This is a genomic window from Streptomyces sp. WAC 06738, from assembly GCF_003945505.1.
Taxonomy (GTDB): Bacteria; Actinomycetota; Actinomycetes; order Streptomycetales; family Streptomycetaceae; genus Streptomyces.
In genome coordinates, this window is sequence record NZ_CP029618.1 from 4,460,711 (window position 1) to 4,485,293 (window position 24,583).

Annotated in this window: 21 protein-coding genes and 2 tRNA genes; 14 read left to right on the forward strand and 9 right to left on the reverse strand. The window is 71.3% G+C overall.

Annotated features, from left to right (window positions below; genetic code table 11):
• Positions 1-85: 85 nt before the first annotated feature.
• The 4 genes from DMB38_RS36175 to DMB38_RS19445 all read right to left on the reverse strand — a co-directional run bounded on the left by DMB38_RS36175 (position 86) and on the right by DMB38_RS19445 (position 2,939).
• Complete coding sequence (locus DMB38_RS36175; RefSeq protein WP_164716040.1) at positions 86-262, reverse strand: hypothetical protein; 177 nt, start codon at positions 260-262, stop codon at positions 86-88.
• Positions 255-1,064 (reverse strand): GntR family transcriptional regulator, encoded by an 810-nt coding sequence (locus DMB38_RS19435; RefSeq protein ID WP_164716041.1) that lies wholly within the window; start codon positions 1,062-1,064, stop codon positions 255-257. Before DMB38_RS19435 ends, DMB38_RS36175 begins: the two co-directional genes overlap by 8 nt.
• A gap of 322 nt (positions 1,065-1,386) precedes the next feature.
• The gene (locus DMB38_RS19440) at positions 1,387-2,145 is read right to left on the reverse strand and encodes a glycosyltransferase (protein ID WP_125939140.1); all 759 of its coding nucleotides are present in this window, start codon (positions 2,143-2,145) and stop codon (positions 1,387-1,389) included.
• A 5-nt stretch (positions 2,146-2,150) separates the two neighbouring features.
• A complete protein-coding gene (locus DMB38_RS19445; RefSeq protein ID WP_125936247.1) occupies positions 2,151-2,939 on the reverse strand; it encodes a GntR family transcriptional regulator in 789 nt (262 codons plus the stop codon).
• A 317-nt stretch (positions 2,940-3,256) separates the two neighbouring features.
• Between DMB38_RS19445 and DMB38_RS19450 the strand changes: the two genes are divergently transcribed.
• The 11 genes from DMB38_RS19450 to DMB38_RS19500 all read left to right on the forward strand — a co-directional run bounded on the left by DMB38_RS19450 (position 3,257) and on the right by DMB38_RS19500 (position 11,866).
• Positions 3,257-3,634: a hypothetical protein gene (locus DMB38_RS19450; protein WP_125936248.1), complete on the forward strand. Its 378-nt coding sequence runs from the start codon at positions 3,257-3,259 to the stop codon at positions 3,632-3,634.
• Between the two features lie 83 nt (positions 3,635-3,717).
• Positions 3,718-4,035, forward strand: a complete 318-nt coding sequence (locus tag DMB38_RS19455) for a hypothetical protein (RefSeq protein WP_125936249.1) — start codon at positions 3,718-3,720, stop codon at positions 4,033-4,035.
• Positions 4,032-5,201, forward strand: coding sequence for a hypothetical protein (locus DMB38_RS19460; RefSeq protein WP_240662373.1), 1,170 nt, complete (start codon positions 4,032-4,034; stop codon positions 5,199-5,201). The genes DMB38_RS19455 and DMB38_RS19460 overlap by 4 nt, the downstream gene beginning before the upstream one ends.
• A gap of 93 nt (positions 5,202-5,294) precedes the next feature.
• A complete protein-coding gene (locus DMB38_RS19465) occupies positions 5,295-7,379 on the forward strand; it encodes a cell division protein FtsK (RefSeq protein WP_125936250.1) in 2,085 nt (694 codons plus the stop codon).
• Between the two features lie 142 nt (positions 7,380-7,521).
• Entirely contained in the window at positions 7,522-7,773 is a 252-nt protein-coding gene (locus DMB38_RS19470; RefSeq protein ID WP_027768367.1) for a hypothetical protein, read from the forward strand.
• A gap of 15 nt (positions 7,774-7,788) precedes the next feature.
• Positions 7,789-7,980, forward strand: coding sequence for a hypothetical protein (locus DMB38_RS19475; RefSeq protein ID WP_018836459.1), 192 nt, complete (start codon positions 7,789-7,791; stop codon positions 7,978-7,980).
• An 11-nt stretch (positions 7,981-7,991) separates the two neighbouring features.
• Positions 7,992-8,354: a hypothetical protein gene (locus DMB38_RS19480; RefSeq protein ID WP_125936251.1), complete on the forward strand. Its 363-nt coding sequence runs from the start codon at positions 7,992-7,994 to the stop codon at positions 8,352-8,354.
• Positions 8,355-8,440: 86 nt separating this feature from the next.
• Positions 8,441-9,337 carry a bifunctional DNA primase/polymerase gene (locus DMB38_RS19485; protein ID WP_125936252.1) on the forward strand — a complete coding sequence of 299 codons (897 nt, stop codon included), beginning with the start codon at positions 8,441-8,443 and terminating at the stop codon, positions 9,335-9,337.
• On the forward strand, positions 9,334-10,467 hold the full coding sequence (locus DMB38_RS19490; protein ID WP_125936253.1) for an AAA family ATPase: 1,134 nt from the start codon (positions 9,334-9,336) through the stop codon (positions 10,465-10,467). Before DMB38_RS19485 ends, DMB38_RS19490 begins: the two co-directional genes overlap by 4 nt.
• Positions 10,464-10,655 carry a helix-turn-helix domain-containing protein gene (locus DMB38_RS19495; protein WP_125936254.1) on the forward strand — a complete coding sequence of 64 codons (192 nt, stop codon included), beginning with the start codon at positions 10,464-10,466 and terminating at the stop codon, positions 10,653-10,655. Before DMB38_RS19490 ends, DMB38_RS19495 begins: the two co-directional genes overlap by 4 nt.
• Complete coding sequence (locus DMB38_RS19500) at positions 10,652-11,866, forward strand: site-specific integrase (RefSeq protein ID WP_240662374.1); 1,215 nt, start codon at positions 10,652-10,654, stop codon at positions 11,864-11,866. Before DMB38_RS19495 ends, DMB38_RS19500 begins: the two co-directional genes overlap by 4 nt.
• Positions 11,867-11,953: 87 nt before the next feature.
• Here the strand turns inward: DMB38_RS19500 and DMB38_RS19505 are convergent.
• The 3 genes from DMB38_RS19505 to DMB38_RS19515 form a co-directional block, all read right to left on the reverse strand.
• Positions 11,954-12,027 (reverse strand) — tRNA-Phe (locus DMB38_RS19505).
• A 55-nt stretch (positions 12,028-12,082) separates the two neighbouring features.
• Positions 12,083-12,160, reverse strand: a tRNA-Asp gene (locus DMB38_RS19510).
• A 118-nt stretch (positions 12,161-12,278) separates the two neighbouring features.
• On the reverse strand, positions 12,279-13,187 hold the full coding sequence (locus DMB38_RS19515; protein ID WP_125936255.1) for an amidohydrolase family protein: 909 nt from the start codon (positions 13,185-13,187) through the stop codon (positions 12,279-12,281).
• A gap of 260 nt (positions 13,188-13,447) precedes the next feature.
• Here DMB38_RS19515 and DMB38_RS19520 point away from each other — a divergent pair, with 260 nt between their 5' ends.
• Entirely contained in the window at positions 13,448-15,529 is a 2,082-nt protein-coding gene (locus DMB38_RS19520; RefSeq protein ID WP_125936256.1) for a SpoIIE family protein phosphatase, read from the forward strand.
• 225 nt (positions 15,530-15,754) lie between these two features.
• On the forward strand, positions 15,755-19,120 hold the full coding sequence (locus tag DMB38_RS19525; protein WP_125936257.1) for a S8 family serine peptidase: 3,366 nt from the start codon (positions 15,755-15,757) through the stop codon (positions 19,118-19,120).
• Between the two features lie 162 nt (positions 19,121-19,282).
• Here the strand turns inward: DMB38_RS19525 and DMB38_RS19530 are convergent, their stop codons facing one another.
• Together DMB38_RS19530 and DMB38_RS19535 are read right to left on the reverse strand one after the other, a co-directional pair.
• Positions 19,283-20,479 carry a glycosyltransferase family 4 protein gene (locus DMB38_RS19530; RefSeq protein ID WP_125936258.1) on the reverse strand — a complete coding sequence of 399 codons (1,197 nt, stop codon included), beginning with the start codon at positions 20,477-20,479 and terminating at the stop codon, positions 19,283-19,285.
• Entirely contained in the window at positions 20,476-21,846 is a 1,371-nt protein-coding gene (locus DMB38_RS19535; protein ID WP_125936259.1) for a sulfotransferase, read from the reverse strand. Before DMB38_RS19535 ends, DMB38_RS19530 begins: the two co-directional genes overlap by 4 nt.
• Positions 21,847-22,377: 531 nt before the next feature.
• On the opposite strand from DMB38_RS19535, the gene DMB38_RS19540 reads away from it, so the two are divergent.
• On the forward strand, positions 22,378-24,423 hold the full coding sequence (locus tag DMB38_RS19540) for a glycoside hydrolase family 6 protein (RefSeq protein WP_125939142.1): 2,046 nt from the start codon (positions 22,378-22,380) through the stop codon (positions 24,421-24,423).
• Positions 24,424-24,583: the final 160 nt, after the last annotated feature.

The following is a 24,583-nucleotide window of genomic DNA, read 5'->3' on the forward strand; positions in this document are numbered from 1 at the left end:
GAGAGCCACCCGCCCTCTCGTACATAGCAGGGGCGCCCATGGTCGTTCACCCAGGGCAAAAGCCGTAGTTCGGGTCCCTGTGGGTTCACGTCTGCACCTCGGCCTCTGCGTGAGCGCTCTTGACGTGTCGCTTCCGCAGGACCCGGACGTCGGTTACGCTGCTCCAGTCGTACTTACCTCGCGCAGCGCGCAACTGCTTGTCCAGGTCAAGGCATTCGCCGCAATTCTCGTCCGCGACCTCATTCTTCCAGTCATCAATCACGTGATACCTCCTTGTCGCTCTCCGCCGGGTTCAGGCCGTGGACGAGCTGGTTTGCTTCGTGGTGGGCGGCTGTAGGTGCCGAGGACTCGCACTCTTCGCTGGAGAGCGCGAAGTGGGTGGTGAAAATCGCCTCCGCGCACTGGCCTGGGATGACGACTACCGATGCCTCGACCACTCGGCCGGCGACATCAATGAGCGTCCGTCCGACCACAAGCACCGTCCCCCTCGGGCTGATCTGCAGCGTGCGGGCCTCGGTGGACGTGGGCAGTCGTGCAATGAGCCGTTCTGTGCTGGAGGCCAGTCGTACGCCTGACTCCGCAAACTGCTGACGGATGTCGTGTCCCCAAGGGTGCAAGGAGCGGTTCGGCGAGATCAGCGCAGCCAGCCGTGCCGGCACGTAAGCGTGGGTCAGGCTCCGGGGGCGAGTGCCCCGGCGGGCGAGGTAGGTGTACGCGATCACTGTGTCGCCCTGCTCTATCTCAAGGAGGGCAGCAACGGAGGGGTCTGCCTTCGTCTCCGTCCTACTGACGAAGGTGTTGAGGTCGTGCCCGTCCGTCATACGTGCAATGCCGGGGTAGATCAGCCGGTCTGCGGGCCAGCGCACGAAGTTGCCGCTGCCGTGGCGCTTGTCCAGCAAGCCTTCGTTCTGTAGTTGTTCGAGCGCGAGCCTGAGGGTAGGGCGGCTGACGCCGTACTGAACTGCAAGTTTGTCCTCGGCAGGGAGCCGTGTGCCGTTCGGGTAGCTCCCCTGACTGATCAGAGTTCTCAACTGCTCAGCGACGTCCCAGTATTGAGTCGCCATGCGTGTGATCACCTCCAATTGGCTCGTGCGGCAACGGGAGTGAAGCGGGACCGCCTCTTGCGGCGCCGGCGAGTGCGCGCGCCGCTGCTGGGTCCGTGAGTGGGCATGAGGAGGTTCCTCCCTCATGAGCGTCCGGGAGGAGAAGCCATCGCAACTCCTTAAGTTATCTTAAGGAGTTGCGATGCGGAGTCAAGCCACGGTCTTCACTGGTGGTCGAGCCTGTGGTGGAGGGCGGCAGGGTGCCGCGTGTGTGCAGCTAGGGGGAGCGCCTTCGTGGCGCTCCCCCTGCGTCTGGTTGCGTCGAGCCGAGCTACGGCACCGATCAGCCGTGGAGTGGAATGGTCCAGTCGAAGTCCGTCAGCGTGTGGGCCCTGGCCGCGATGACGGACATACGGGCTTCCAGCTCCGCTGCGTTGCTGTGGGACGCCTGGCTGGTCATCTGGCCTGGCCACTTGCGGTAGAGCAAGCCTGAGTCGCGGATGAACCAGCCTCGGCTTACCGCGTTGAGGGCGAGGAGTAGGCCCGTGTCCTCCGAGGCCGGCAGGGCCATCCAGCCGCCGAGGGCTAGCAGCAGGTCACGGCGTACGCAGAGGGTTGCGGGGTGGACCTGGGCGCGGAAGTTGTTCGCTTCCCAGTGTTCCAGCACCGCCCCGCGTTCCACGGGGCCGTCGTCCGGGTCCTGGTCGAAGCCGGCAGTGGAGCCGTCTGGTAGGAGGTCGAGGACGCGCGAAGTCGTCCAGCCGACGTCCGGGTTGGCGTCCAGGACGGCGATGTCCCGGGCCAGTGCGCCGGGGGTGAGCTGGTCGTCGGCGTCGAGCACCTTCACGTAATCGCCGTGCGCCTCGGCCAGCGCCATCGTGCGCGTCACCCCGGGGCCGCCGCCGCGGCCCTGGCGGAACGTCACGCGGACGTCGTTCGGCACGTACGGCGCCACTTCCTCGCCCGTGCCGTCCTCCCGGATGGACCAGTGCCACTCCCAGCCGGCCGGAAGCTCCTGCATCTCCAGGGACTTGTACGCATCCTGAAGGTACGCGGCGGACGGCGCGTGGACGGCGGTCACGACCGAGATGCGGCGGGCCATCGTGGTCACCACCGCTCCAGGTGCGTGACGACGTGCACGTGGGTCCGGTCACCCGGCAGCGTGATATCCGAGATCTCCACCGGCCGGTCGTTCGTGTCGTACGAGATCTTGCGCGCCAGGAGGACGGGCATCCCCGGCGGCAGCTCCAACTCCTCTGCTTCCTCCGGCGTCGGCGGCCGGGTGGTGAAGCGTTCTTCTATGCGGGCCAGCTCAATGCCAACCGTGTGGAGCTGATTCATAGTCCCGCCCGGCCACGGCTCCTTCGTCTCGTCCAGGAGGTCCGGGTTCTCCGCGACCATGTCGCGGACGAGGTACGACGTGACCAGCGCGAAGGGGGCCCGCTCCGCGGCGTAGCGCGTGCGGTAGGTGCGCTCGACGAGCGCCGTGCCCGCGGGTACGCCGAAGGCGTCGGCGATGTCCTTCGATGCCTCCGCCTCCTTGTACGACGCGTGGAAGACCAGGTCATCGACCTTGAGGCCGGTGTCGTACTCGGTCGCGCCGGTCTTCAGCCGGTGCTCTTCGGCCTCGCGCGCCCGGTCCTTCTCCCACTGGTGGCGTTCGTTGGTCCGCAGCACCGTGCTCCGCGGGCGGCGGACGAAGCTGCCCCTGCCGTGCTGTTTGTCGATCAACCCTTCGTACTGCAGCACCCGGAGGGCTGCCTGCACGGTCGGCCCGCTCTTCCCGTACCGCTCCACCAACTCTGCTTCGGAGGGGAGCCGGTCGCCGGGTTTGAGGTCGCCGTCGCGGATCGACCTGCGGAGGTCGTTCGCGATGCGCTCGTATTCCTTCGCCACGGCTCGTGTCCCTTGTCGTCGCCTCGGAGCCCCAGGTGGAGGGCGCTGTCACGTGACACCAGCCTAGCGCTCCTAAAGAGGACTTGACGAGTTGAGCGACGTACGTCATAGTCGTGGCTACTCCTCAAGAGGACTTGATGACTTGATCTCTTAAGGAGTTACCTCGAACGGTCTGCACCTTGAGAACTCCACAGCGTGACGAGCGAACGAGTGTTTTTGATCTTTGGCGCCGCCGCCGAGCGGCGTCGGAGGTCATGACCACTCGCTCCGCCGAGTGATCGACGCAACCCATCCGCTACTGCACGCGAAGGGTTCCCATGTGGCTCGCCATCGGTGACATCGTTCAAGAGCGCGGCGGCAACAACGCCCTCGGCGCCGTCGTCGGCGTCGCCGCCCACGGCACCGGCCGCTTCGTCCTCGTCGACATCCCCGGTTCCGGCCTCCGGCCGATTCCGCCCGACGAACTTACGGTCGCGGCCCGGAGGCCCGCCCCCGCGTCGACCGCCCGAGGGCTGGTGGCGCTGTCCGCCCTGGTCCTGGCCGTCGTCGGGACGTACGTCAGTTGCCAGGCCGCGCAACAGGCGGGCGCCGGATGGCTGCTGACCTTCCTGTCCGGATACGGAGCCTTCACCGCCGTGGTGACCGGGCATCGGGGGTTGCAGCGGATCACGGGTCCGCGTCGCTTTCGCGTCTGAACCACCCGCGCCGGAGTGGCGGCCGACGGGTCACGAAGCCCGCCGCCCCGGCTCGCCCATCCCATCGAGGAGGCAGAGAGATCATGCGTGCATACGACGGCGGCCGGGGGAGCCTGGACGCCTTCGAGTCCGAGGCGTTAGCGCTCGGCTTCGAGACCACGTGGGCCGAGGACTTCCGCAGGTTGTTCCTCGGCCCAACCTCGGCGGACGAACCGGTCGGGCCGGTCGAGTCGGCGGAGGACCGCGCGGCGCGGCTCGCCGTTGCCGACGATGTTCTTGCCGAGTTGCAGGACCAAGCCGCTGGTGACGAGGTCGCCCGGTCGAACGCCCGCTACGCGGCGCGGCTCAGCCGGTACGCCAAGGGCCGGCGGTGGACGCCGCGGCTGAGGCGGGCGGTATGAAGCCCGTCGCTCTCATCCCCTGGGGGACGAACGCCGTGGTTGCCGCCACGGCGGTGCTCCTCGGGCTGGCGCTTCTCTGGCTCACGCTGCGCCGGCTGGCCCGGTACGCGAAGCTCGACACCCCCGCCGTGCGGGTCGCGGCGCTCGCCGCCGCGAGCTGCACGGCGTACACCGCGGATACGTCCTGGCGGTTCGCGGAGGACTACTTGGGCATGGGGAGCACAGCCGAGCGAGCCGCGATGTTCGCCGCCGCGGAGCTGGGGCTGTTCGCCTCGGCGCTCATGGCGCGGCAGAACCTCAACGGCCCGTTGAAGGCGCCCGGCGCCCCGGGGCTCCTCGTCTGGCTGATCACGGGTGTGCAGGTCATTCCGGCGTACGCCGAGTCCGGGCCGCTCGGCGGTACGGTTCGCGCGTTCGTCGGGCCGTTCCTGGCCGCCGTGCTCTGGCATCTGGCCATGGGCATCGAACTCCGGCACCGCAGGCCCGGCGCGGAGTCCCGCGGCGTGGTCGCCGTGGCGGGGCGGGAGCTGCGGGAGCGGCTGTTGTCCCGGCTGGGGATCACCGAGCGGGATCGGAACGCGGCGCAGATCAGCCGGGACCGCGCCACGCTCCGCGCTGTCGAGCTGGCGGCGCGCCTGGCGGCTCTGCCGCCGGAGCGGCGAGCCGGGCGGCGCGGCCGGCGTATCGCGCGGCGGTTGTCGGCCGCGGTGGCGAAGGCATCGGTCGGCGCGGACCGGGAGCAGCGGCGGAAGCTGCTCGAACTGCTGGCGGCACGGCGGCACGCGGCCGATCTGGCGACGGTGCCCCTGACCTCCCCGTGGACGGACGCGGCCAGTGATCCGGTTGCCTCCGCACTCGCCGAGGAGGTTCGCGGGCAGATGCGGCGGGCGACCGACAGCATCCGGCAGGCAGGCCAGCCAGGCGTGTTCACCCTCGGCGCCGCCCTGAACGGGGGCGGCCGTTCACCTGAACATGCCCCCGAGCCAGAGCCGGACAAGCTCAGCACCGCGGAGGCGCAGCGGGTCATCGAGGACGGTTGGGCCGAGGGCCTGACCGTACGCGAGACCGCGAAGCGGGCGACCCGCGCGCCGAGTTACGTGCACGGCGTGTTTGTGCGGCTTGACGCCGAACGCGGCCCGCGGCCCACCGCCGCCGGGCGGCCGTAGCGCCCCTTGAATCGCTCACCGCCGGGGCCCGGCCGCTGCTTTGGCGGGTAGGGCCGGGGCCCCGGCTTCCCTCCGAACCGGAAGGAAGATTCAGTGAAGCACGACGACGAGAACGGGGAGAGAGCGGCAGATTCCGGCGGCCCTCCTCCCGACGAGGTCACGTTGGTCGACCGGCCCGGCGGCTCCTCCGCCGTACGGCTCATGGACCGGGTCAGGGACTCGAAGCGGCGGCCGGTCGTCCCGCCCTGGGCCCGCTCCTGGCGTGAGTTCAAGGCGGCCGGCTCCGGCGTCGCGGCGTACGGCTGGCACGTAGTGGCGTACCACGCCGTGCGTGCGCCCTGGTACCAGCTCCGACTTACCCTCCAACTTCCGCGAGGCGCAGCCCGTTTCATCGGAGGCGCACTGCGGTGGGTGGCCGACGCCGAGGGGCAGCCGTTCCGCAGCGCGGCGGCCAGCAAGGAGGACATCGACTACTACCTGAAGCTCTCCCGGCAGCGTGACCGCCGAGTCAGGTGGCGCTCGGTCGTCGCCCTGATGGCCTCCGTCACGGGACTGGCCGCCGCACTGGCCTTATTCGTTCTGGCACCCACCTGGTTGCTGGCCCTCTCGGGCTACGTGGTCACCACGGCCCTCGGCTGGCTCGGCCAGCCGGCCGACGAACCGGTGATCCACCGCGCCGTCGAGATCCCCAAGACCACCAAGCTCACGTCGAACATCGTCCTTCGCGCCCTCGGCGCCCTGGGCATCCAGGCGATCAACCAGGAGCAGGCGAAGGGCGGCCCCGGCTTCTCCTTCTCGGCACCCATCACCCGCGACGGACCCGGTTGGCTCGCTGAGGGTGATCTCCCGTACGGCGTGACCGTCACGGACGTCATCGAGCGCCGGGACAAGCTCGCCTCCGGTCTGCGCCGCCCGCTGGGCACCGTGTGGCCGGAGCCGGTGCCGGACGAGCACACCGGCCGTCTTCGGCTGTGGGTCGGTGATCAGGACATGTCGCAGGCGCGGCAGGAGTCCTGGCCGCTTGCCAAGTCGGGCACGGTGGACCTCTTCCGTCCCGTGTCCTGGGGTACGGACCAGCGCGGCCGGTGGGTCGGCGTGACGCTCATGTTCATCGCGGGCGTCATCGGCGCCATCCCACGCATGGGTAAGACCTTCCTCCTCCGGCTGCTCCTCCTCATCGCCGCCCTGGACCCGCGTGCCGAACTCCACACGTACGACCTGAAGGGCACCGGCGACCTCGACCCCCTCGGCCGCGTGGCGTACCGCCACCGGGCCGGCGAGGAGCCCGAGGACATCGCGTACGGCATCGCCGCGATGCGCGAGTTGCAGGGCGAACTGCGCCGCCGCGCGAAGGTTATTCGCTCACTCCCGCGCGACGTCTGTCCCGAGTCGAAGGTGACGACCGACCTGGCCTCGAAGCGCTCCCTGGGGCTGCACCCGATCGTGGTCGGCGTCGACGAGTGCCAGGTGTGGTTCGAGCACCACAAGCACGGTGCGGAGTTCAAGGAGATCTGTACCGACCTGGTCAAGCGCGGCCCGGCTCTGGGGATCGTGCTTCTGCTGTCGACGCAGCGGCCGGACAAGGACAGCATCCCGACCGCGATCAGCGCCAACGCCTCCGCCCGCTGGTGTCTGAAGGTCATGGGGCAGGTCGAGAACGACATGGTCTTGGGCACGGGCGCGTACAAGCGGGGTGTGCGGGCGTCGATGTTCGCGTGGGGTGACAAGGGCGTCTGCTACTTCCTCGGCGAAGGTGCCGACGCCCGTATCGTCCGCTCCGCCAACATCGACGCCTTGCAGGCCGACTCGATCGCCCTACGGGCCCGCGCCGCGCGGGAACGCGCCGGCACCCTCGCCGGGCACGCCCTCGGCGAACAGCCGGAGGCCGATCCCGCGTCCTCGTACGACCTCCTGAGCGACCTGGCCGCCGCCATCCCGGCAGCAAAGCCGAAGCTCTGGAACGAGTCTGTGCTTGCCCGCCTGGCCGACCTCCGGCCGGAGGTCTACGGCGAGTGGAACACGGACCAACTCACCGCCGCGCTGCGCCCGTACGGCATCCGCACGGTGCAGGTCTGGGGCACCACCGAGGACGGCAAGGGTGCCAATCGCCGCGGCGTCCGCCGCGCTGACATCCTCCGCGCCATCGCAGAACGTGACGGCAGCGCCGTCGCCGCCTGACTAGCGGACGCCGCTAGACCTAGCGGGCACCCCTGCTAGGTCTAGCACCCCCGCTAGCACTTCAATGCGCCGCTGACCTGCTTCCTAGCGTCTAGCGGCCCTTCTCTCCCACTCCCTGAGTCCGGCCCTGAGAGGGGTTGTTGTGTCCTCCCTGCTCTCCGCTATGCCCGGCATCCTCATCATCACACTCTGCTACGCCGCGCTCTGCGCGGTCAGCCCGTTCGGCAGTTGCCGCCGCTGCCGGGGCTTCGGCTTCCGGATGCGCCAGACGCGCCGCGGGCGGCTCGTCCGCGGCCGGGACTGCCGCCCCTGCCGCGGCAACGGACGTCGTATCCGCCTCGGCCGGCACGTCTACAACTCCCTCTCCGGCATGCGCCGCGAAGGCACCCGCTGACCCCGAGGAGTCCACGTGACGATCACGATCACCGCACTCGCCCTGTTCGGCCTGTTACTGGCGCTGCTGATCCGCTTCCGTGCGGTCGGCGTCCCCGCGGCCGTCGTCGCTCTGCTCTTCGGCTTCTACCTCTCCCGCACTGGAGCCGCCGACTCCATCGACCAGATCATGGCCGCGCTCGCCGACGCCGTGAACGACGCAGGCTGAAAGGGGACGCCATGAACGAGCCCGAGACCAGCACCACGGACACCGCGTACGCGAACGCCCCGAGCATCGCGTGGGAGATCTCCTGGGTCCTGCGCGCCCTCCGCAAGTACCCGCTGAGCCACGGCATCGACCGCGAATTCTGGCTCCGTAAGGCGGCGCTCCTGGACCGCATCGCGCTCCGCGAGGAGACCACGCTCACCCCGGACGCCGCCGCCGAGGCGGCCTCTGCCGCCGGTCGCGCCGCGCGCCAGCTCGCCGACTACGACGCCTCGTTTCACGGCTTGAGCTTCCGCGGTGAGGAGCTGGCGATGGACGAGGACTTCCGCGCCTACGTCCGCCGGCAGTACGAGGCGGGCTGCGCCGACCTCGGCTGACCAGGGCCCGGGGCAGCGGCCGACGGGTCAACGAAGCCCGCTGCCCCGGCCTCCCATCCCATCAGGAATCAGGAGGTGTCCTCAGGATGCCCTACGGCTCCGCCCGCCCACTGCACCACGCCGCAATCTCCGCGGCCGAACGCGGCTGGCACGTCTTCCCCCTCGTTCCCGGCGCCAAGCGGCCCGCCGTCGCCGCGTGGGAGCAGCGCGCCACCGTCGACCGCACACGCATCACGCGCTGTTGGTCGAGCGGCGCGTACAACATCGGCATTGCCACCGGCCCCTCGCGGCTGGTCGTCATCGATCTGGACGTGCCCAAGGACGACGACGACACCCCGCCGCCGGGAACGCCCCCGGGCGTTGTCGACGGCGCGGACATGATCGCCGTCCTCGCCGACGAGCACGGCCAGCAGCTCCCGACACAGACCTACACGGTCCGCACCACCAGCGGAGGCACGCACCTGTACTTCACCGCACCGGCGGACATCCCGCTTCGCAACACCGCCGCGAAGCTGGGGTGGAAGATCGACACCCGGGCCGGCGGCGGGTACATCGTCGGAGCGGACAGCACCATTGGCCGCGAGCGGTATGCCGTCGTCCACGACGCGCCGCCCGCGCCGCTCCCGGACTGGCTGGCCCAACTCCTCACCCCCGCCCCGCTCCCGCCGCAGCGACCGGTGCCGCTTCCGGCGCTGGGCCCGCGGCGGCTGAGCGCGTATCTGCGCGGCGCGATGGAAGGGGAGTGGCAGCGTGTCACCGGCGCCGCAGTCGGCACCCGCAACACCGCCCTCTACCGCGCCTCCGTCGCCCTCGGCCAGCTCGTCGCCGGCGGCGAGCTGGCCGCCGCGGAAGTCACCGCGTTACTCACCTCCGCGGCCGTAGGCGTCGGCCTCGAAGAGCGAGCCGCCCGCCGCACCATCGCCTCCGGCCTACGCGCCGGCGCCCACCGGCCCCGCACGGTCGCCCGGAGGGCAGCCGCATGACGCAAGTTTCGGCCACCCCGCCCCACCTGCACTCCGTCCCACCCGGCCCGGAGCCCAGCCCTCTGCAACCGGCACAACAGCGCATCCGTACCGCATGGACCGCCGACGAGCTGATGGCCACGGAGTTCCCGGAGCCACGCTGGGCCGTGCCCGGGATCATCTCCGAGGGCGTGAACCTCCTCGCCGGCCCACCGAAGGTGGGCAAGTCCTGGCTCTCCCTCGGCCTGGCCCTGTCGGTCGCGGCCGGCGGACAGGCGATGGACAGCATCCCCGTGGACGGCGGCCCCGTGCTCTACCTGGCGTTGGAGGACACCCCGCGGCGGCTTCAGACCCGCATGCGCAAGCTCCTCGACTCCAACCGCGCACCGGCCACGCTGACGCTCGCCACCTCCTGCCCGCCGCTGCCGCAGGGCGGAGGGGAAGCCATCGCGCAGTGGGTCGAGCGGCACGCGGACGCCCGCATGGTCGTGATCGACGTGTTCGCGAAGATGCGCGGTCCCTCCGCCCCCGGCTCCTCGGCCTACGACGCCGACTACGCCGCGGTCGGCCACGCCAAGCGGCTGGCCGACCACTACGGCATCGCCGTCGTCCTGGTCCACCACGTTCGCAAGGCCGGCTCCGACGACTTCCTGACCGAAGTCTCCGGCACCAACGGTCTGGCCGGTGCCGCCAACGCTACGTTGGTGCTCAAGCGCTCCCGCGGCCAGGCGGACGGCGTCCTGCACGTCACCGGCCGCGACGTGGACGAGGCGGAATACGCCCTGCGCTTCCACGCGGGCGCCGGCGCCTGGCAGCTCCTCGAAGGCCCGGCGGGCGATCACACTGTCGGCGACACCCGGGCGGCCATCCTCCGGTACGTCCGGGCCAACCCCGGGAGCAAGCCGAAGGACATTGCGCAGGGACTCGCAGACGCCGACCCGGGCACCGTACGGCGGACCTGCGCGCGCATGGCGGCGGCGGGCCAGCTCACCAAGGACTCGGGTGGCCGCTACTTCACGTCGCCCGAAGACCGGAATGCAGCGACGTCCGACGTGTCCCAGGTGTCCCAGCGTCCCACTCAGGGCGCTGACCAGCAGCAGACCGAACTCGAAACGGGACTGTCCCACCAAGCGGAGGGGGAACGGCCGTGACGGCAATGACCGAAGAGTTCCTGACCGTGCCCGAGGTCATGGCACGGCTGAAGGTGGGGCGTTCGACTGTCTACGACCTCATCCGCTCGCGGAGGCTGGCGTCCGTCACCATCGGGCGCGCGCGCCGCATCCCCGCCGAGGCGTTCCACGCCTACCGCCGCGGCCTGATTGAGGAGGCGAGTCAGTGACGAAGAAGCGGAAGCGCAACCCGAACGGCGCGGGATCGATTACGCGCCGCAAGGACGGCCGCTATGTGGGCATGGCCTACGTGACGACGACTTCCGGCATCCGGAAGCGTGTCTACGTCTACGGCAAGACCTGGGACGAGGCTGACGCAAAGCTCACTGAGCTGAAGTCCATGGAGCACGGCGGCATCCCCGTTCCCGACACCGACTCGACGGTGGCCGAGTTCCTGACGTACTGGCTCGCGGAGGAGGTCGCGCCGAACCGCCGGCCGAAGACGTACCAGGGCTACGCGAGCGTGGTCACGGTCCACCTCATCCCGGGGTTGGGCAAGAAACGGCTCCGGAAGCTGAGGACAGCAGAGGTCCGCACCTGGCTCAACCGGCTGAGGCAGCAGTGCCAGTGCTGCAAGAACGGCGTCGATAAGGAATGCCGGAAGCCCCGTTGCTGCGCCGTGGGGGAGTGCTGCGAGCGAAAGCTGTCCACCCGGATGGTTCAGTACATCCACGCGGTTCTTCGGAACGCTCTTCAGCACGCGCTCAGAGAGGAGCTGGTTCTCCGCAACGTGGCGCGGCTCGTGCGGACGCCCGCCCCGACTTACCGGACGGGGCAGGGGCTCACCACGGCTCAGGCCAAGCTCGTGCTGAAGGAGCTGCGAGAGCACCGGTTCTACGCCCTGTACGTGTTGGCCTTAACGATGGGGATGCGACGTGGCGAGCTGTTGGGGCTCACCTGGACGGCCGTGGACTTGGAACGGGGCACGCTGACCGTCGCGACGAACCTTCAGCGTGTCGGCGGGGAACTACGTCTGGTCCAGCCGAAGACGGCCACGTCCACTCGTACGCTTCCCCTGCCGGGGCTGGCGGTGGACGCCCTCAGAGAGCACCAGGAGCGGCAGGCGCAGGAGCGGGTGGCCGCCGGCATGGAGTGGAAGGAGAACGGACTCGTCTTCCCGTCCCGGATCGGGACGCCGTACGAGCCGGACAACCTCCGGCGGAGCTGGGGCCCCGTCCGGCGCAGGTTCGGGCTGACTCATCGGTTCCACGATCTTCGGCACACGTGCATCACCCTCCTGCTGGACCTGGGCGTCCCGCCGCACGTCGTGATGGAGATCGCGGGGCACAGCGACCACGGGGTGACGATGCAGGTCTACGCGCACGCCTCACTGGACGAGAAGCGGCGGGCCCTGGACAAGCTGAACGGCCAGCTTTCCTGACCCACTGATGTCAGACGGTGATGTCACCGGCACACGAAGAGACCCGGACAAGATCATTGTCCGGGTCTCTTTGCTGGTCAGGCTATGTGGCTGGGGCCGGGGTCGAACCGGCGACCTTCCGCTTTTCAGGCGGACGCTCGTACCAACTGAGCTACCCAGCCCGGTGGCTGGGGACCGGGGTCCCCAGTCGGGTGGCCCCTCAGGCGTGCCTGAGGGTGGCGGTCCTGACGGGATTTGAACCCGCGGCCTCCACCTTGACAGGGTGGCGAGCACTCCAAACTGCTCCACAGGACCAGGCTTGCGCGAGCCCTAGTCTCGCACAGGTGATGCGTGATCCCTACTGGGATTCTCCGTCGTCGGCTACGGGCCGTGACGTCGCTGGATCAGCGTAGCAGAACCCCGGCCGGGTCCCCTAAACGAAACCGCGGGTCGCCTCCAGCCCGAAGAGGCGGGCCGCGTTGTCGTGGCAGACGGCGCGGAGCCAGTCGTCGTCCTGGTCCTGGGTGGTGAGCGCTTCCAGGGCGGCCGCGTACGGGTACGGGGTGTTCGGGAAGTCCGTGCCCAGGAGGATGCGGTCCCGCAGGGCGGCCAGGCGGGGGCGGGCGTGGGGTGGGAAGGGGGCGGCGGACTCGGAGAAAGCGGTGAACGCCATTGTCGTGTCGAGCATGACGTCCTCGTGGCGCTCCGCCAGCGTCAGGAAGTCCTCGTACTCCGGCATCCCCAGGTGCGCCACGATCAGCCGCAGCCGCGGGTGCCGCTTCAGCAGCGCCGCGATCGGTGCCGGGCCGGTGTACGGGCCCGGGACCGGGCCGGAGCCGCAGTGGGTGACGACCGGGAGGGCGGTGTCGGCGAGGAGGGACCAGACCTCGTCGAGCACGGGGTCGTTCGGGTCGTACGCGCCGACCTGGAGGTGGCACTTGAACACCCGCGCCCCCTGACCCACCGCCCGCCGTACGTCGTCCGCCGCGCCCGGCTCCGCGAAGAACGTCGCCGTGTGCAGGCAGTCCGGGGTGCGGGCGGCGAAGTCGGCGGACCAGTCGTTGAGCCACCGCGCCATGCCGGGCTTGTGCGGGTACAGCATCGACGTGAACGCGCGCACCCCGAAGCCGCGCAGCAGCGCCACCCGCTCGGCCTCCTCCTGCCGGTACATGATCGGCCAGGGCCGTCCGACCAGCGGGCCGGCGGCGTCGAAGTACGCCCACACCTTCGCCAGCACCCGCTGCGGCATGAAGTGGGTGTGCACGTCGATCAGATGCTCCAGGCCGAGCGCGCGGCGGAACTCCGCCACCCGGTCGCGTTCGGCATCACCGGCGCTGGTCACAGGGCTCTTCTCCCGTTCGGCTCGGGCAGGGGTCGAAAGCCTGCCTCCGTCGATCGTCCCCCGGCCCGGACGCGGTCCGTAAGCCGTCTCGGTGAGGAGAGACGGACGACTCAGCCGGCGTACGTCCCCGCCGGTGCCCGGCACGTCACGCGGCCGCTCCCCCGGGCGCGGCGCGGAAGCCGCCCCGCCCGCGCCTCGCCCGGATGGGCAGAATGCCGCAAAGCAGCCCACTTTGCTCGTCGAAGCATAAAATGTGGACAATGCGCACCGAAGAGGTCCTATCCGGTCTGGGTACGGGCGTCTGGCGCTGGGCGGCGCACACCGACCGGGTCGTGCTGGATCCGCAGGCCGCCCGGCTGCTCGGGCTGCCGCCCGCGTGCGTCACCGTGCATGCCTCCGCGGTACGCGGCCGGCTGCACGGCGTCGACTTCATCGAGCTCAACGGCATCCTCGACCTCGCCCTCGCCGAGGGCACCCTCGCCGAGGGCCGGCTGCGGGTCGTCGACACCGAGGGCGACGTCGTACGGGTGGTGCGCTGCCGGATGCGGGCGCTGGAGTCGGCGCCGGGGGAGCAGACGGACATCGTCGGCACCATCCAGGAGGTCATCGACGCGCCCGCCGGGCCCGCCGCCGGGCCGCCGGGGACCAGCGACTGGCGGCTGTCCCGCGAGGCGTTCCTGCTCTCCGCCGGCCGCGCGCTCGCGGAGGCGCGCTCGACCGACCAGGTGCTGCGGGTGGCGGCGTCGCTGTCGATGCCGGGGTTCTCGCCGGACGGCATGGGGGTCTTCGCGGTGGAGGGCGACGACCTGGTCCTCATCGGCCAGCACGGCTACCGCCCCGAGGAGGAGGAGCCCTTCCGCACCATCCCGCTGGACTCCTCCTTCCCCTCCGCGGAGGCGGCGCGCACCTCCCGCGCGGTGTACATCGCGGGACGCGAGGAGTACGAGCGCCGCTTCCCCGAGGCGTGGCGGTACGCGCAGGCCGTGCCGCGCGGGTCGTGGGCGTTCCTGCCGCTGATCGCCGAGGGGCGGACGGTCGGGGCGTGGATGGCGGCGTTCGAGGACGTGGTGCCGTTCACGCCGGACGAGCGGTCGGTGCTGACGACGGTGGCGCGGATGCTGGCGCAGGCGCTGTCCGACGCGCACGTGCACGAGTCCGAGCGGGAGCTGGCGGACGGACTGCAGCGCAGCATGATGCCGGCGGTCGCGCGCGTCCCCGGCTTCGACGTGGCGGCGCGGTACGTCCCCTCCGGCGGCGGGCTGCAGATCGGCGGCGACTGGTACGACGTCTTCGGCCTGCCCTCCGGGCAGACGGCCCTGGTCATCGGGGACGTCCAGGGGCACGACGTACGGGCCGCGGGGCTGATGAGCCAGCTCCGTATCGCCATCCGCGCGTACGCCTCCGAGGGCCACCGCCCGGACGCGGTGCTCGCCCGGGCCTCCGCCTTCCTCACCCGGCTCAACGAGCGGCAGACCGGCGACCCCGCCGACGCCCGCTTCGCCACCTGCCTCTACCTCCAGGCCGACCCGGTGACCGGCACGCTGACGGTGGCCCGCGCCGGCCACCTCGACCCGGCGGTGGCGCTGCCCGACGGCACGATGATCATCCACCCCAGCGACGGCGGCCTGCCGCTCGGCATCGAGGACGACCCCGTCTACCCGCTCTCCGAGCACAAGATCGACCCGGACGAGACCATGCTCCTGTGCACCGACGGCCTGGTGGAGACCGGCGGCCACGACCTGTACAGCGGGCAGGCCCGGCTCGGCGCCGCGTTCGGGGCGACGCTCGGTGCGGATCTGGAGACGGTGGCGGAGGCGATCGTGGACACGGTCACGGGGCCCGGTTCGTACGCCACCCGCGGGCCGCACTCCGGGCGCAGCCAGGACGACATCGCGTTCGTCCTGCTCCGCACCGCTGGCGCGACCCGGCTGGCGCACCCGGAGTCGGAGCGGCACATGTACCTGGCGGTGCCGCAGTCCGAGCAGCAGCGCATCTCCGACGCCCGGCACCAACTGCGCGGCCTGCTCTACGACTGGGCCACGGCGGACCAGATCGACGCGGCGGAGCTGGCGCTCTCCGAGATGATCGCGAACGTCATGATGCACACCGACAGCACCGCCAACGTCCTCGCGGACCTCACGGGACCGCCGGGACGGCGCGTGCTGCGGATGACGATCGCCGACGCGGACGGCAACCTTCCGCACCGCAGGCACCCGGGTGAGATGGCGTCGTCGGGCCGCGGGGTGCTGCTGTTGCAGGCGCTGTGCGACAACTGGGGCGTGGAGCCGCAGGGGGACGGCAAGGCGATCTGGGCGGAGTTCCGCGAGGAGGACCAGGAGTGAGCCGTACGGCGGGTAACGCCCGTACGAAGAGCAGTACTTGTTCTCGCTGAACAAAACCGCCCGCTGAACAACTCTCCTCACTCCCCCCTGACCTGCGCTCTCGTCCCGCCGCCCGGCAAACCGCTAAACGGAGGGAGTAACTCCGCGCGGTTTGTCGGATCATTGTGCGAATGAGGGCGGGGGCGCCAGTGACTCCTGCCCTCGTGAGGCAATGGGAGGGGTTCAGTGCGCAGACACATCAAGAGGGCGGGGGCCGCCGCCTTAGCGGCTGCCGCGGCGACGGCGCTCACGGCGGGCCTCACGGCCGCGCCCGCGGCGTCCGCCTCGCCGGCGGCCGGCTCGGCCGGCGCTGCCGGGTCGTCCGGGGGGAACGGACAGGCGCAGTACGCGAAGCAGGGCGGCACCTGGGTGACGCTGATCACCGGTGACCGGGTACGGGTCGACGCCGACGGCAAGGCCGTGGTGATCGACCGGGGGCCGGGCCGCGCGGGGATACCCGTACGCACCTTCGAGCGGGACGGCCACACCTACGTCGTCCCGCGCGACGCCACCGCGCTCGTCGCGGACGGCGCGCTGGATCGCCGGCTGTTCGACGTCACGTTGCAGGCGCGCCCCGAGTACGTACGCCAGCAGCGTGCCGGCCTGAAGCTCATCGTCGACTACCGCGGCGAGAGCCCCGCGGCGCAGAACCGGCTGCACGCCGCCGACGGCACCGACGTCGAGCACCGCTTCCCGCGGCTCAACGCCGAGGCCGTCACCACCGCCAAGGGCGAGGCGGCCGGGGCCTGGAAGGCGCTGACGCGCGCCCAGCGCGGCGGCGGCGCCGCCGAGCCGCTGGCCGCCGAGTCCGGGGTCAGGCGCGTCTGGCTGGACGGGGTGCGCCGCGCGAGCCTGGACGTCAGCGTGCCGCAGATCGGCGCCCCCGCCGCCTGGGACGCCGGTTACAAGGGCGACGGCGTGAAGATCGCCGTGCTCGACACCGGCGTCGACGAGACCCACCCGGACCTCGAGGGACAGGTCGTCGCCAGCGAGAACTTCACCCCGGCCGCCGACGCCGAGGACCGCTACGGCCACGGCACCCACGTCGCCTCCATCGCGGCCGGTACGGGCGCGAAGTCGGGCGGCAAGTTCACGGGCGTCGCGCCGCAGGCGAAGCTGCTCGCGGGCAAGGTGCTCGACGACGACGGCTACGGCGACGACTCCGGCATCCTCGCCGGCTTCGAGTGGGCCGTCGCCCAGGACGCCGACATCGTCAACCTCAGCCTCGGCGGCGGCGACACCCCCGAGGTCGACCCGCTGGAGGAGGCCGTCAACCGGATCTCCGCCGACGAGGGCGTGCTCTTCGCGGTGGCCGCGGGCAACGAGGGCTCCGGCAGCCACACCATCTCCTCGCCCGGATCCGCCGACGCCGCGCTCACCGTGGGCGCGGTCGGTGCGAACGGCGGCCTGGCGGGCTTCTCGTCCCGCGGCCCGCGGATCGGCGACAGCGCGGTCAAGCCCGACGTCACCGCCCCCGGCGTGGCGATCACGGCGGCCGCCGCGCCCGGCAGCGTCATCGACCAGGAGGTCGGGCAGAACCCCGAGGGGTATCTGACGATCGACGGTACGTCCATGGCGACCCCGCACGTCGCGGGCGCCGCCGCGCTGCTGGCCGAGCAGCACCCGGACTGGACGGGCCAGCAGCTCAAGGCCGCGCTCTCCGCGTCCGCCAAGCCCGCCGCCAAGCGCGGCGCGTTCGGCCAGGGCGCCGGGCTCATCGCCGCGGACCAGGCGGTGGGGCAGTCGGTGGTGAGCGAGCCGACGTCGCTGAGCTTCGGCCGGCAGGAGTGGCCGCACCAGGACGACCAGCCGGTGACGAAGACCATCACGTACCGGAACCTGGGCACCGAGGACGTCACGCTGTCGCTGACCGCGTCCACCGTGCAGCCCGGCGGCGCCGCCGCGCCCTCGGGGATGTTCAGCATGGGCACCGACGTGATCACCGTCCCGGCCGGCGGCACCGCCGAACTGCCGGTGACCGTCGACACCCGCCGCGGCGGGGACGTCAACGGCGCGTACTCGGTGTACGTCACCGCGACCGGCGACGGCCAGCGCGTCGTCACCCCGGGCGGCGTGGAGCGCGAGGGCGAGGCGTACGACGTCACCCTGAAGTTCCTCGGCCGCGACGGGCAGCCGACCACGGACGGCACCGCGCTGCTGACCGGCATGGAGGAGAGCAACTGGGAGATCTGGGAGGAGCGCGCGGGCGAGAGCACCGCCACCGTGCGCGTGCCCAAGGGCCGTTACCTGCTCAACGGTGACGTCGCGAAGTTCGACGGCGACACGCTGACCGAGTACGACTGGATCAACCAGCCGCGCCTGGACGTCACCGGGGACACGACCGTCACCCTCGACGCCAGGACCGCGAAGCCGGTCGACCTCACCGTGCCGGACGGGGCTGCCGTGCGGACGAACCTCGACGTCAGCGTGGACGTCAGCGCGGACGCCGGGGGCACGGGGCTGAGCACCTCCGTCGAGGGCGACGTCGACGCCCGCACCGCGCACCTCGGCCCGGCGCTCGCCGCCGGCGAGCTGTACCAGCAGGTGCAGGCGAACTTCGCGAGCGGCGCGCGCACCGAGTACCAGACCGTCTACAGCGACGCCAACCGCACCACCGCCTGGACCGGCATCACGCGGGCCACCCCGCAGAGCGAGCTGGCCAAGCTCGACCTCACGCTCGGCTCCTCGGCGGAAGGCCGGCAGGGCTGGGTCTGGGCGGTGCCGTACATCGGCGGGAGCACCGGCGCCACGGCCACGGCGCGGGAACTGCCGTACGAGGGCACGCTGTACGTGCGCGGCGGCGACCGCATCAACTGGGAGCTGGAGTACTGGCAGCTCGGCGAGGAGTGGGAGGACATCGCCTACAGCACGGAGGCGCGCACCTACGCCGGCGGCAGCACGTACAAGGAGTCCTTCAACGCCGCCGTGGTCGGCCCGATCCTCACCAAGGACACGGGCGTCTACCGCGACGGCAACACGATCGACGCCCTGATCCCGGTCTACCTCGACAACCCCGCCCACTACGGCTACTCGCAGTACGAGAACGCCGACACCACCCTCTACCGCAACGGCACGAAGGTGGGGTCGGTGGCCGACATCCCGATCGGGGTGGGGTTCACGGTGCCGGCGGGCAGCGCCGACTACAAGCTGACCACCAGCTCCACCCGCCCGGCCACGGTGGCGCGGACGTCCACGAAGGTGACCGCCACCTGGACGTTCTCCTCCGCCGGTACCGACAGCCCGAAGAAGCTGCCGTTCTCCGTAGTGCGCTACTCGCCGACGCTGTCGGCGGCGAGCAGCTCCAACGCGGGCGCGACGAAGTCGGTGCCGGTGAAGGTGCTGGGCTCGGCGGCGGGCAGCAACCTCAAGTCGCTGACCGTGTGGGCCTCCACCGACGGGGGCGCGACCTGGAAGGAGCTGCCCGTGCGGGACGGCAAGGTCTCCGTGGTCAACCCGGCCGCGGGCAAGACCGTGTCGTTCAAGGCGAAGGCCGTGGACAAGCAGGGCAACAGCGTCCAGCAGCGGATCTTCGACGCCTACCGGGCGCGCTGACCGCGAGCGCGTCATGCCGGACGTGCCGTACGGGCCGTACGGGCCGTACGTGAACGGTCGCTGACCGGCCCGTACGGCAGCACGGCAGCACGGCAGCAGAGCAGAACGGCAGAACGGCCCTTGGTCCGGAGACGGATCAAGGGCCGTTCCCCGTACGGTCCCTCAGGCTGCTGTCCGTACGAGCTTCCGCCGCGGTGCCGCCCGCTCCGCCGCCAGCGACGCGAACAGCTCCTCCCACCGCGGATGCACCGCCTCCGGCGCGTACATCCGCGACTTGGCGAGCGCCGCCATGCCCATGTCCACGCGCATGCCCTCGTCGTCCATCATCTGCCCCATGGCCACCGCGAGCGCGCCGACGTTCTTCGGCGGCACGAGCAGCCCCTCGCGGCCGTCGGTGAGGACGTCCGCCGGCCCCGTCGGGCAGTCGTAGCTGACCACCGGCAGGCCGTGCGTCATCGATTCGATCATCACCATCGGCAGGCCCTCGAAGCGCGAACTCAGCACGAACATCGACGCCTTGGCCAGTTCGTCGTCGAGCCGGGCCGTGAAGCCCATGAGGAAGACGTGGTTGTACACGTGGTGCCGCTCGATGAGCCGCCGGAGCTGCGGTTCCTTGTCGCCGGTGCCGAAGATGCGCAACTGCCAGTCCGGGCGGGTGGCGACGGCCTGCGCGAACGCCGGGATGAGGAGGTCGAAGCCCTTCTGGTTCTTCAGCCGGCCGGCCGCGACGGCGATGTGGTTCGCGTACGTCGACTGCCGCTTCGTGCCCGTGTGGACGGCGTTGGGGATGCACACGACGCGGGTGCCGGGCAGCAGCCGCGCGTACTCCTCGCGGTCCCGCTCGGTGAGCACGGCGACCGCGTCGAAGCGCGAGTAGAGCCGGGTGATGGCGGCGCGCACGTCGGGGTGGTGGGTGGCCAGGTTCATGTGCTCCTGGCCGACCCGGATCACGTCGGTGCTGGCGTGCTGCGCGGCGAGGATGTTGAGCGACGGGCGGGTGGTGACGAGCACCCCGCCGCGCAGCCGCGCCATCCAGCGGATCACCCGGGTCTCCACGTCCCGGGTGAAGTGCTCGCGCGAGACCTCGCCGTTCGGCACGAACCGGGAGGGCCGGCCGCGGTTGCTGAACCGGGCGGCCCACACCCGCGGTTCGGGGCCGGCGGGGGCGCCGTAGGAGTCGACGATCGCGGTCACCCGCACCCGCCGGTCGAGCGGGAACCACGGCGACTCGCGGCGGCGCAGGACGCTGATCACCTCGACGTCGTGGCCCGCGGCGGCCATGGAGCCGGCCTGGTTGAAGACCGTGCGGATGGTGCCGCCCTTGCCGTAGGCGTTCAGGAGCAGATAGCGGATCTTCACGAGAGCGTCCGGGAGAGGTCGTCGCGGAGCTGGCACGCGATGGAGAGGTTGTCGCGGACGGTGTAGTAGGGCTTGACCTGGATCGTGTCGGCGTCGGACGACACGGACTGGGCGGGGAACACCATGATGTTCTTCTTCTGCTCGATGTCGTCGAGGATCCGGGTGGCCCGCAGCCGCACCTCCCGGGCGCCCGCGCCCGTGGTGAGGTGGAGGTCCCACTTCGCCGGCAGCGCGATCCCGGAGGGCGCCAGGTCGACGACGGGCACGCTGGCCTCGAACGTGTCGCCGTGCAGCGTCGCGGGGTAGTCCAGGCGGCGCTCGGGCGAGCCGGTGAGCGTGACCGCCAGCCGCCAGCGGGGCGCGGGCTCCTCGGCCGCCGGGACGCCGTGGAGGCGGCCGACGATGCGGATGAGGCCGTCGCGCGGCCAGACCTCGGTGACCTCGGCGCAGGGGTCGTCGGCCGCCGCGTCCGCGGCCGCTCCCGCGGGGTCCGTGAGGTAGCCCCAGGCGGCGCTGATCTCGCGCAGCGGCTCGGGCACCTCGCCGGGCTCGGGCAGCGCGCGGCCCTGCTGGACGCGGCCGCTGCGGATCTTCTCCTTCCAGTCACCTAGCCCCTTTGGCAGCTCGCCCTCCTCGCGGGTGCCGTAGTCGAGCATCTCCGGCTCGTACGCGATGCCGAGGAAGTCGCAGATGCTGCGGAGCACGCTCTCGGGGTCGGTGGTGAGGTCCTCGTAGCGCACGAGGTGTCCCGGCAGCTCCCGGCGGGCGCGCTCGGTGGCGCGGGTGTAGTGCAGCGCCTGGAGCGCGGCCTCTTCGGGGGTGCGCTGGGAGGGGTCGGCCTCGTACCAGGACTGGGCGATGGAGGCCGGGTGGCGCAGCAGGAAGACGAAGCGGGCGTCGGGCCAGCAGGCGGCGATGCGCTGGTACGCGAAGGCGTTGTTCGGCGTCTTCTCGACCAGGATGTCCTTGCCGGAGCGGACCAGCTCGCGGTGGAGCACGCGGTCCCAGAGCAGGTGCTCCAGGTCGGTGCGCTGGAGGTCCAGCTCGTTCATCGCCTCGACGGCCAGCTCGGTGCCCGCGGTGACCTCCAGCCGGCGCACGTGCAGTTCGTGCGGCGCGTGCAGCCGGGAGTGGCCGCCGAGGAGCATGCGCAGCAGGGTGGCGCCGGAACGTACCGGGGTGATGATGAAGACGGGCTGCCGGATCAGCCGGTCGACCTGCGGGTTCCGGGGCGGGCGGTAGTCGGGCCGGCGGCCGGGGCGTACGGCGGGGGTGGCGGCCTTCGTCTTCTTCCGGTGCGGCTTGGGCGCGCGCCGGATCTGGAGGCCGGTCAACCGGCCGAGTGCTCTGTTCAGTTGCCGCAGCATTGTCCACCCGTCCGTGCGAGAGGTGTTTCCGGCCCGGAAAACGACGCGGCGGGCGAAGGGTTGCGCTCCGGCGGATTCTTCAGATCTCCGTACGGGGGAACCTGCCGGTGAGGCGGGGGGCGCTCGAACGGTTCGTGCGCGGGGGGTTGACAGCCCCGCGGGCTTGCCCGACGGTGGGAGCGCTCCCATAGCTTCAAGCCTTGCACGCAGTACGCACGTTGCACGTACGTGGCAGGCAGTGCGCCGCGCACGTGCTCCGCACGTCGATCCGAGGGCACTCCCCCACGTGCCGCGCACGCACGCAAAGCCCCGGTGGCGGGAGAGCCTTCCCGCTGCGTCCCGCCACCGGTCCCGCTATCCGAGAGGAGCACGAGAGCCGCGATGACAGTGCGAAGAAGCAGCAGTGGAACCGGCAGTGGCGGCAGCCCCGGCCGAAGTGGCGGACCACGCGCCAGCACCCGTTCCCGTACGCGACGCAGACCGTGGCGGCCCGCGGCGATCCTCGCCGCACTCGCCGTCGGCGCCACGCTGGTGCTCACCGGCACCGCGGCGCCCGCCGCGGGCGCGGCGGCCGCCCGCGTGGACAACCCGTACGCCGGCGCCACCCCGTACGTGAACCCCCAGTGGGCCGCGAGGGCCACCGCCGACGGCGGTGAGGCGATCGCCGACCAGCCCACCTTCGTCTGGATGGACCGCCGCGCCGCCATCGGCGGAATCGGCGCGGCCTGGGGCCTGGAACGGCACTTGGACGAGGCGCTCGACCAGGGCGCCGACCTCTTCCAGGTCGTCATCTACAACCTGCCGGGCCGCGACTGCTCCGCGCTCGCCTCCAACGGCGAGCTGAAGCCCGAGGAACTCGACCTCTACAAGTCCCAGTACATCGACCCGATCGCCGACATCCTGGCCGACCCCAAGTACGCCAGCTTGCGGATCGTGACGCTCATCGAGCCCGACTCGCTGCCGAACATGGTCACCAACGCCGGCGGCACCGACGGCTCCACCGACGCCTGCGTACGGATGAAGCAGCTCGGCAACTACGAGAAGGGCGTCGGCTACGCGCTGAGCACGCTGGCCGACATCCCCAACGTCTACAACTACGTCGACGCCGCCCACCACGGCTGGCTCGGCTGGGACTCCAACCTGGCGCCCGCCGTGGACGAGTTCAAGAAGGCCGCCACCTCCGAGGGCGCCACCGTCTCCGACGTGCACGGATTCATCGTCAACACGGCCAACTACTCCGCCCTGCACGAGCCGTACTTCGAGGTGGGCGGCAGTGTGGGCAGCACCCCGGTGCGGCAGGCGAAGTGGATCGACTGGAACCAGTACGCCGACGAACTGTCCTACGCCCAGGCGCTGCGCGGCCTGCTCGTCTCCCGCGGCGGCTTCGACCCGGGCATCGGCATGCTGATCGACACCTCCCGCAACGGCTGGGGCGGCGCCGCCCGGCCCACCGGCCCCGGGCCGACCACCTCCGTGGACGCCTTCGTCGACGGCGGCCGCGTCGACCGGCGCATCCACGCCGGCAACTGGTGCAACCAGTCCGGCGCGGGTCTGGGCGAACGGCCCGTCGCCGCACCCGAGTCGGGGATCGACGCCTACGTGTGGGCCAAGCCCCCGGGTGAGTCGGACGGCTCCAGCCGCCCCATCGACAACGACGAGGGCAAGGGCTTCGACCGGATGTGCGACCCCACGTACGGGGGCAACCCGCGCAACGGCAACAACCCCACCGGCGCCCTCGCGGACTCCCCGCTCGCCGGCCACTGGTTCTCCGCGCAGTTCCGCCAGCTCGTCGCGAACGCCTATCCGCCCGTCGACGGCGGCGGTCCCGGCCCCGGCGACGACACCCAGGCGCCGACCGTGCCCACCGGGCTCCGGGTGACCGGGACGACGGGGGCCACCGCCTCCCTGTCCTGGACGGCGTCGAGCGACAACGTCGGCGTCACCGCGTACGACGTCTTCCGCGACGGCACGCAGGTCGGCTCGACGGCCGGCACGTCGTTCACGGACAGCGGGCTGCGGGCGTCCACGTCGTACGCCTACGCCGTCCGCGCCCGCGACGCGGCGGGCAACGCCTCGGCGCGTACGTCCACGGTGACCGCCACCACCGGCAGCGACGGCGGCGGGGGCGGCGCGGTGAAGGCGCAGTACAAGAACACCGACTCGGCCGTGACCGACAACCAGATCCGGATGGGCCTCCAACTCGTCAACACCGGCAGCACGCCGGTGAACCTGGCCTCGGTCAAGGTCCGCTACTGGTTCAGCGGCGACTCCGGCGCGACGTCGTTCTCCACGTGGTGCGACTGGGCCGTCGTCGGCTGCGGGAGCGTCACGCACGGCGTGAGCGCGTCCGGCTCCTCCGCACCCGGCGCGGACCGGTACCTGGAGGTCGGCTTCGGCTCCGGCACGCTGGCGCCGGGCGCGTCGACGGGCGAGATCCAGGTGCGGCTGGCGAAGAGCGACTGGTCGAACTTCAACGAGGCGGACGACTACAGCCGCGCGACGAACACCGGCTACGCGGACAACCCGCGGGTCGGCGTCTACACCTCCGGCACCCTCACCTGGGGCACCGCCCCCTGACCGGCCGGGCGGACCCTCCCCCGCCCGCCCACCCCGGACCACCCGTCCGGGTCCGACGCCCCCACCCGGCCCACCACCGGCGTGGGGGCGTCTCGTTCCGCCCGGTGCCGCTCCCGCCTGCGGGATGCGGGACGTACGGAAAACGGGAGGTCGAGCAAGG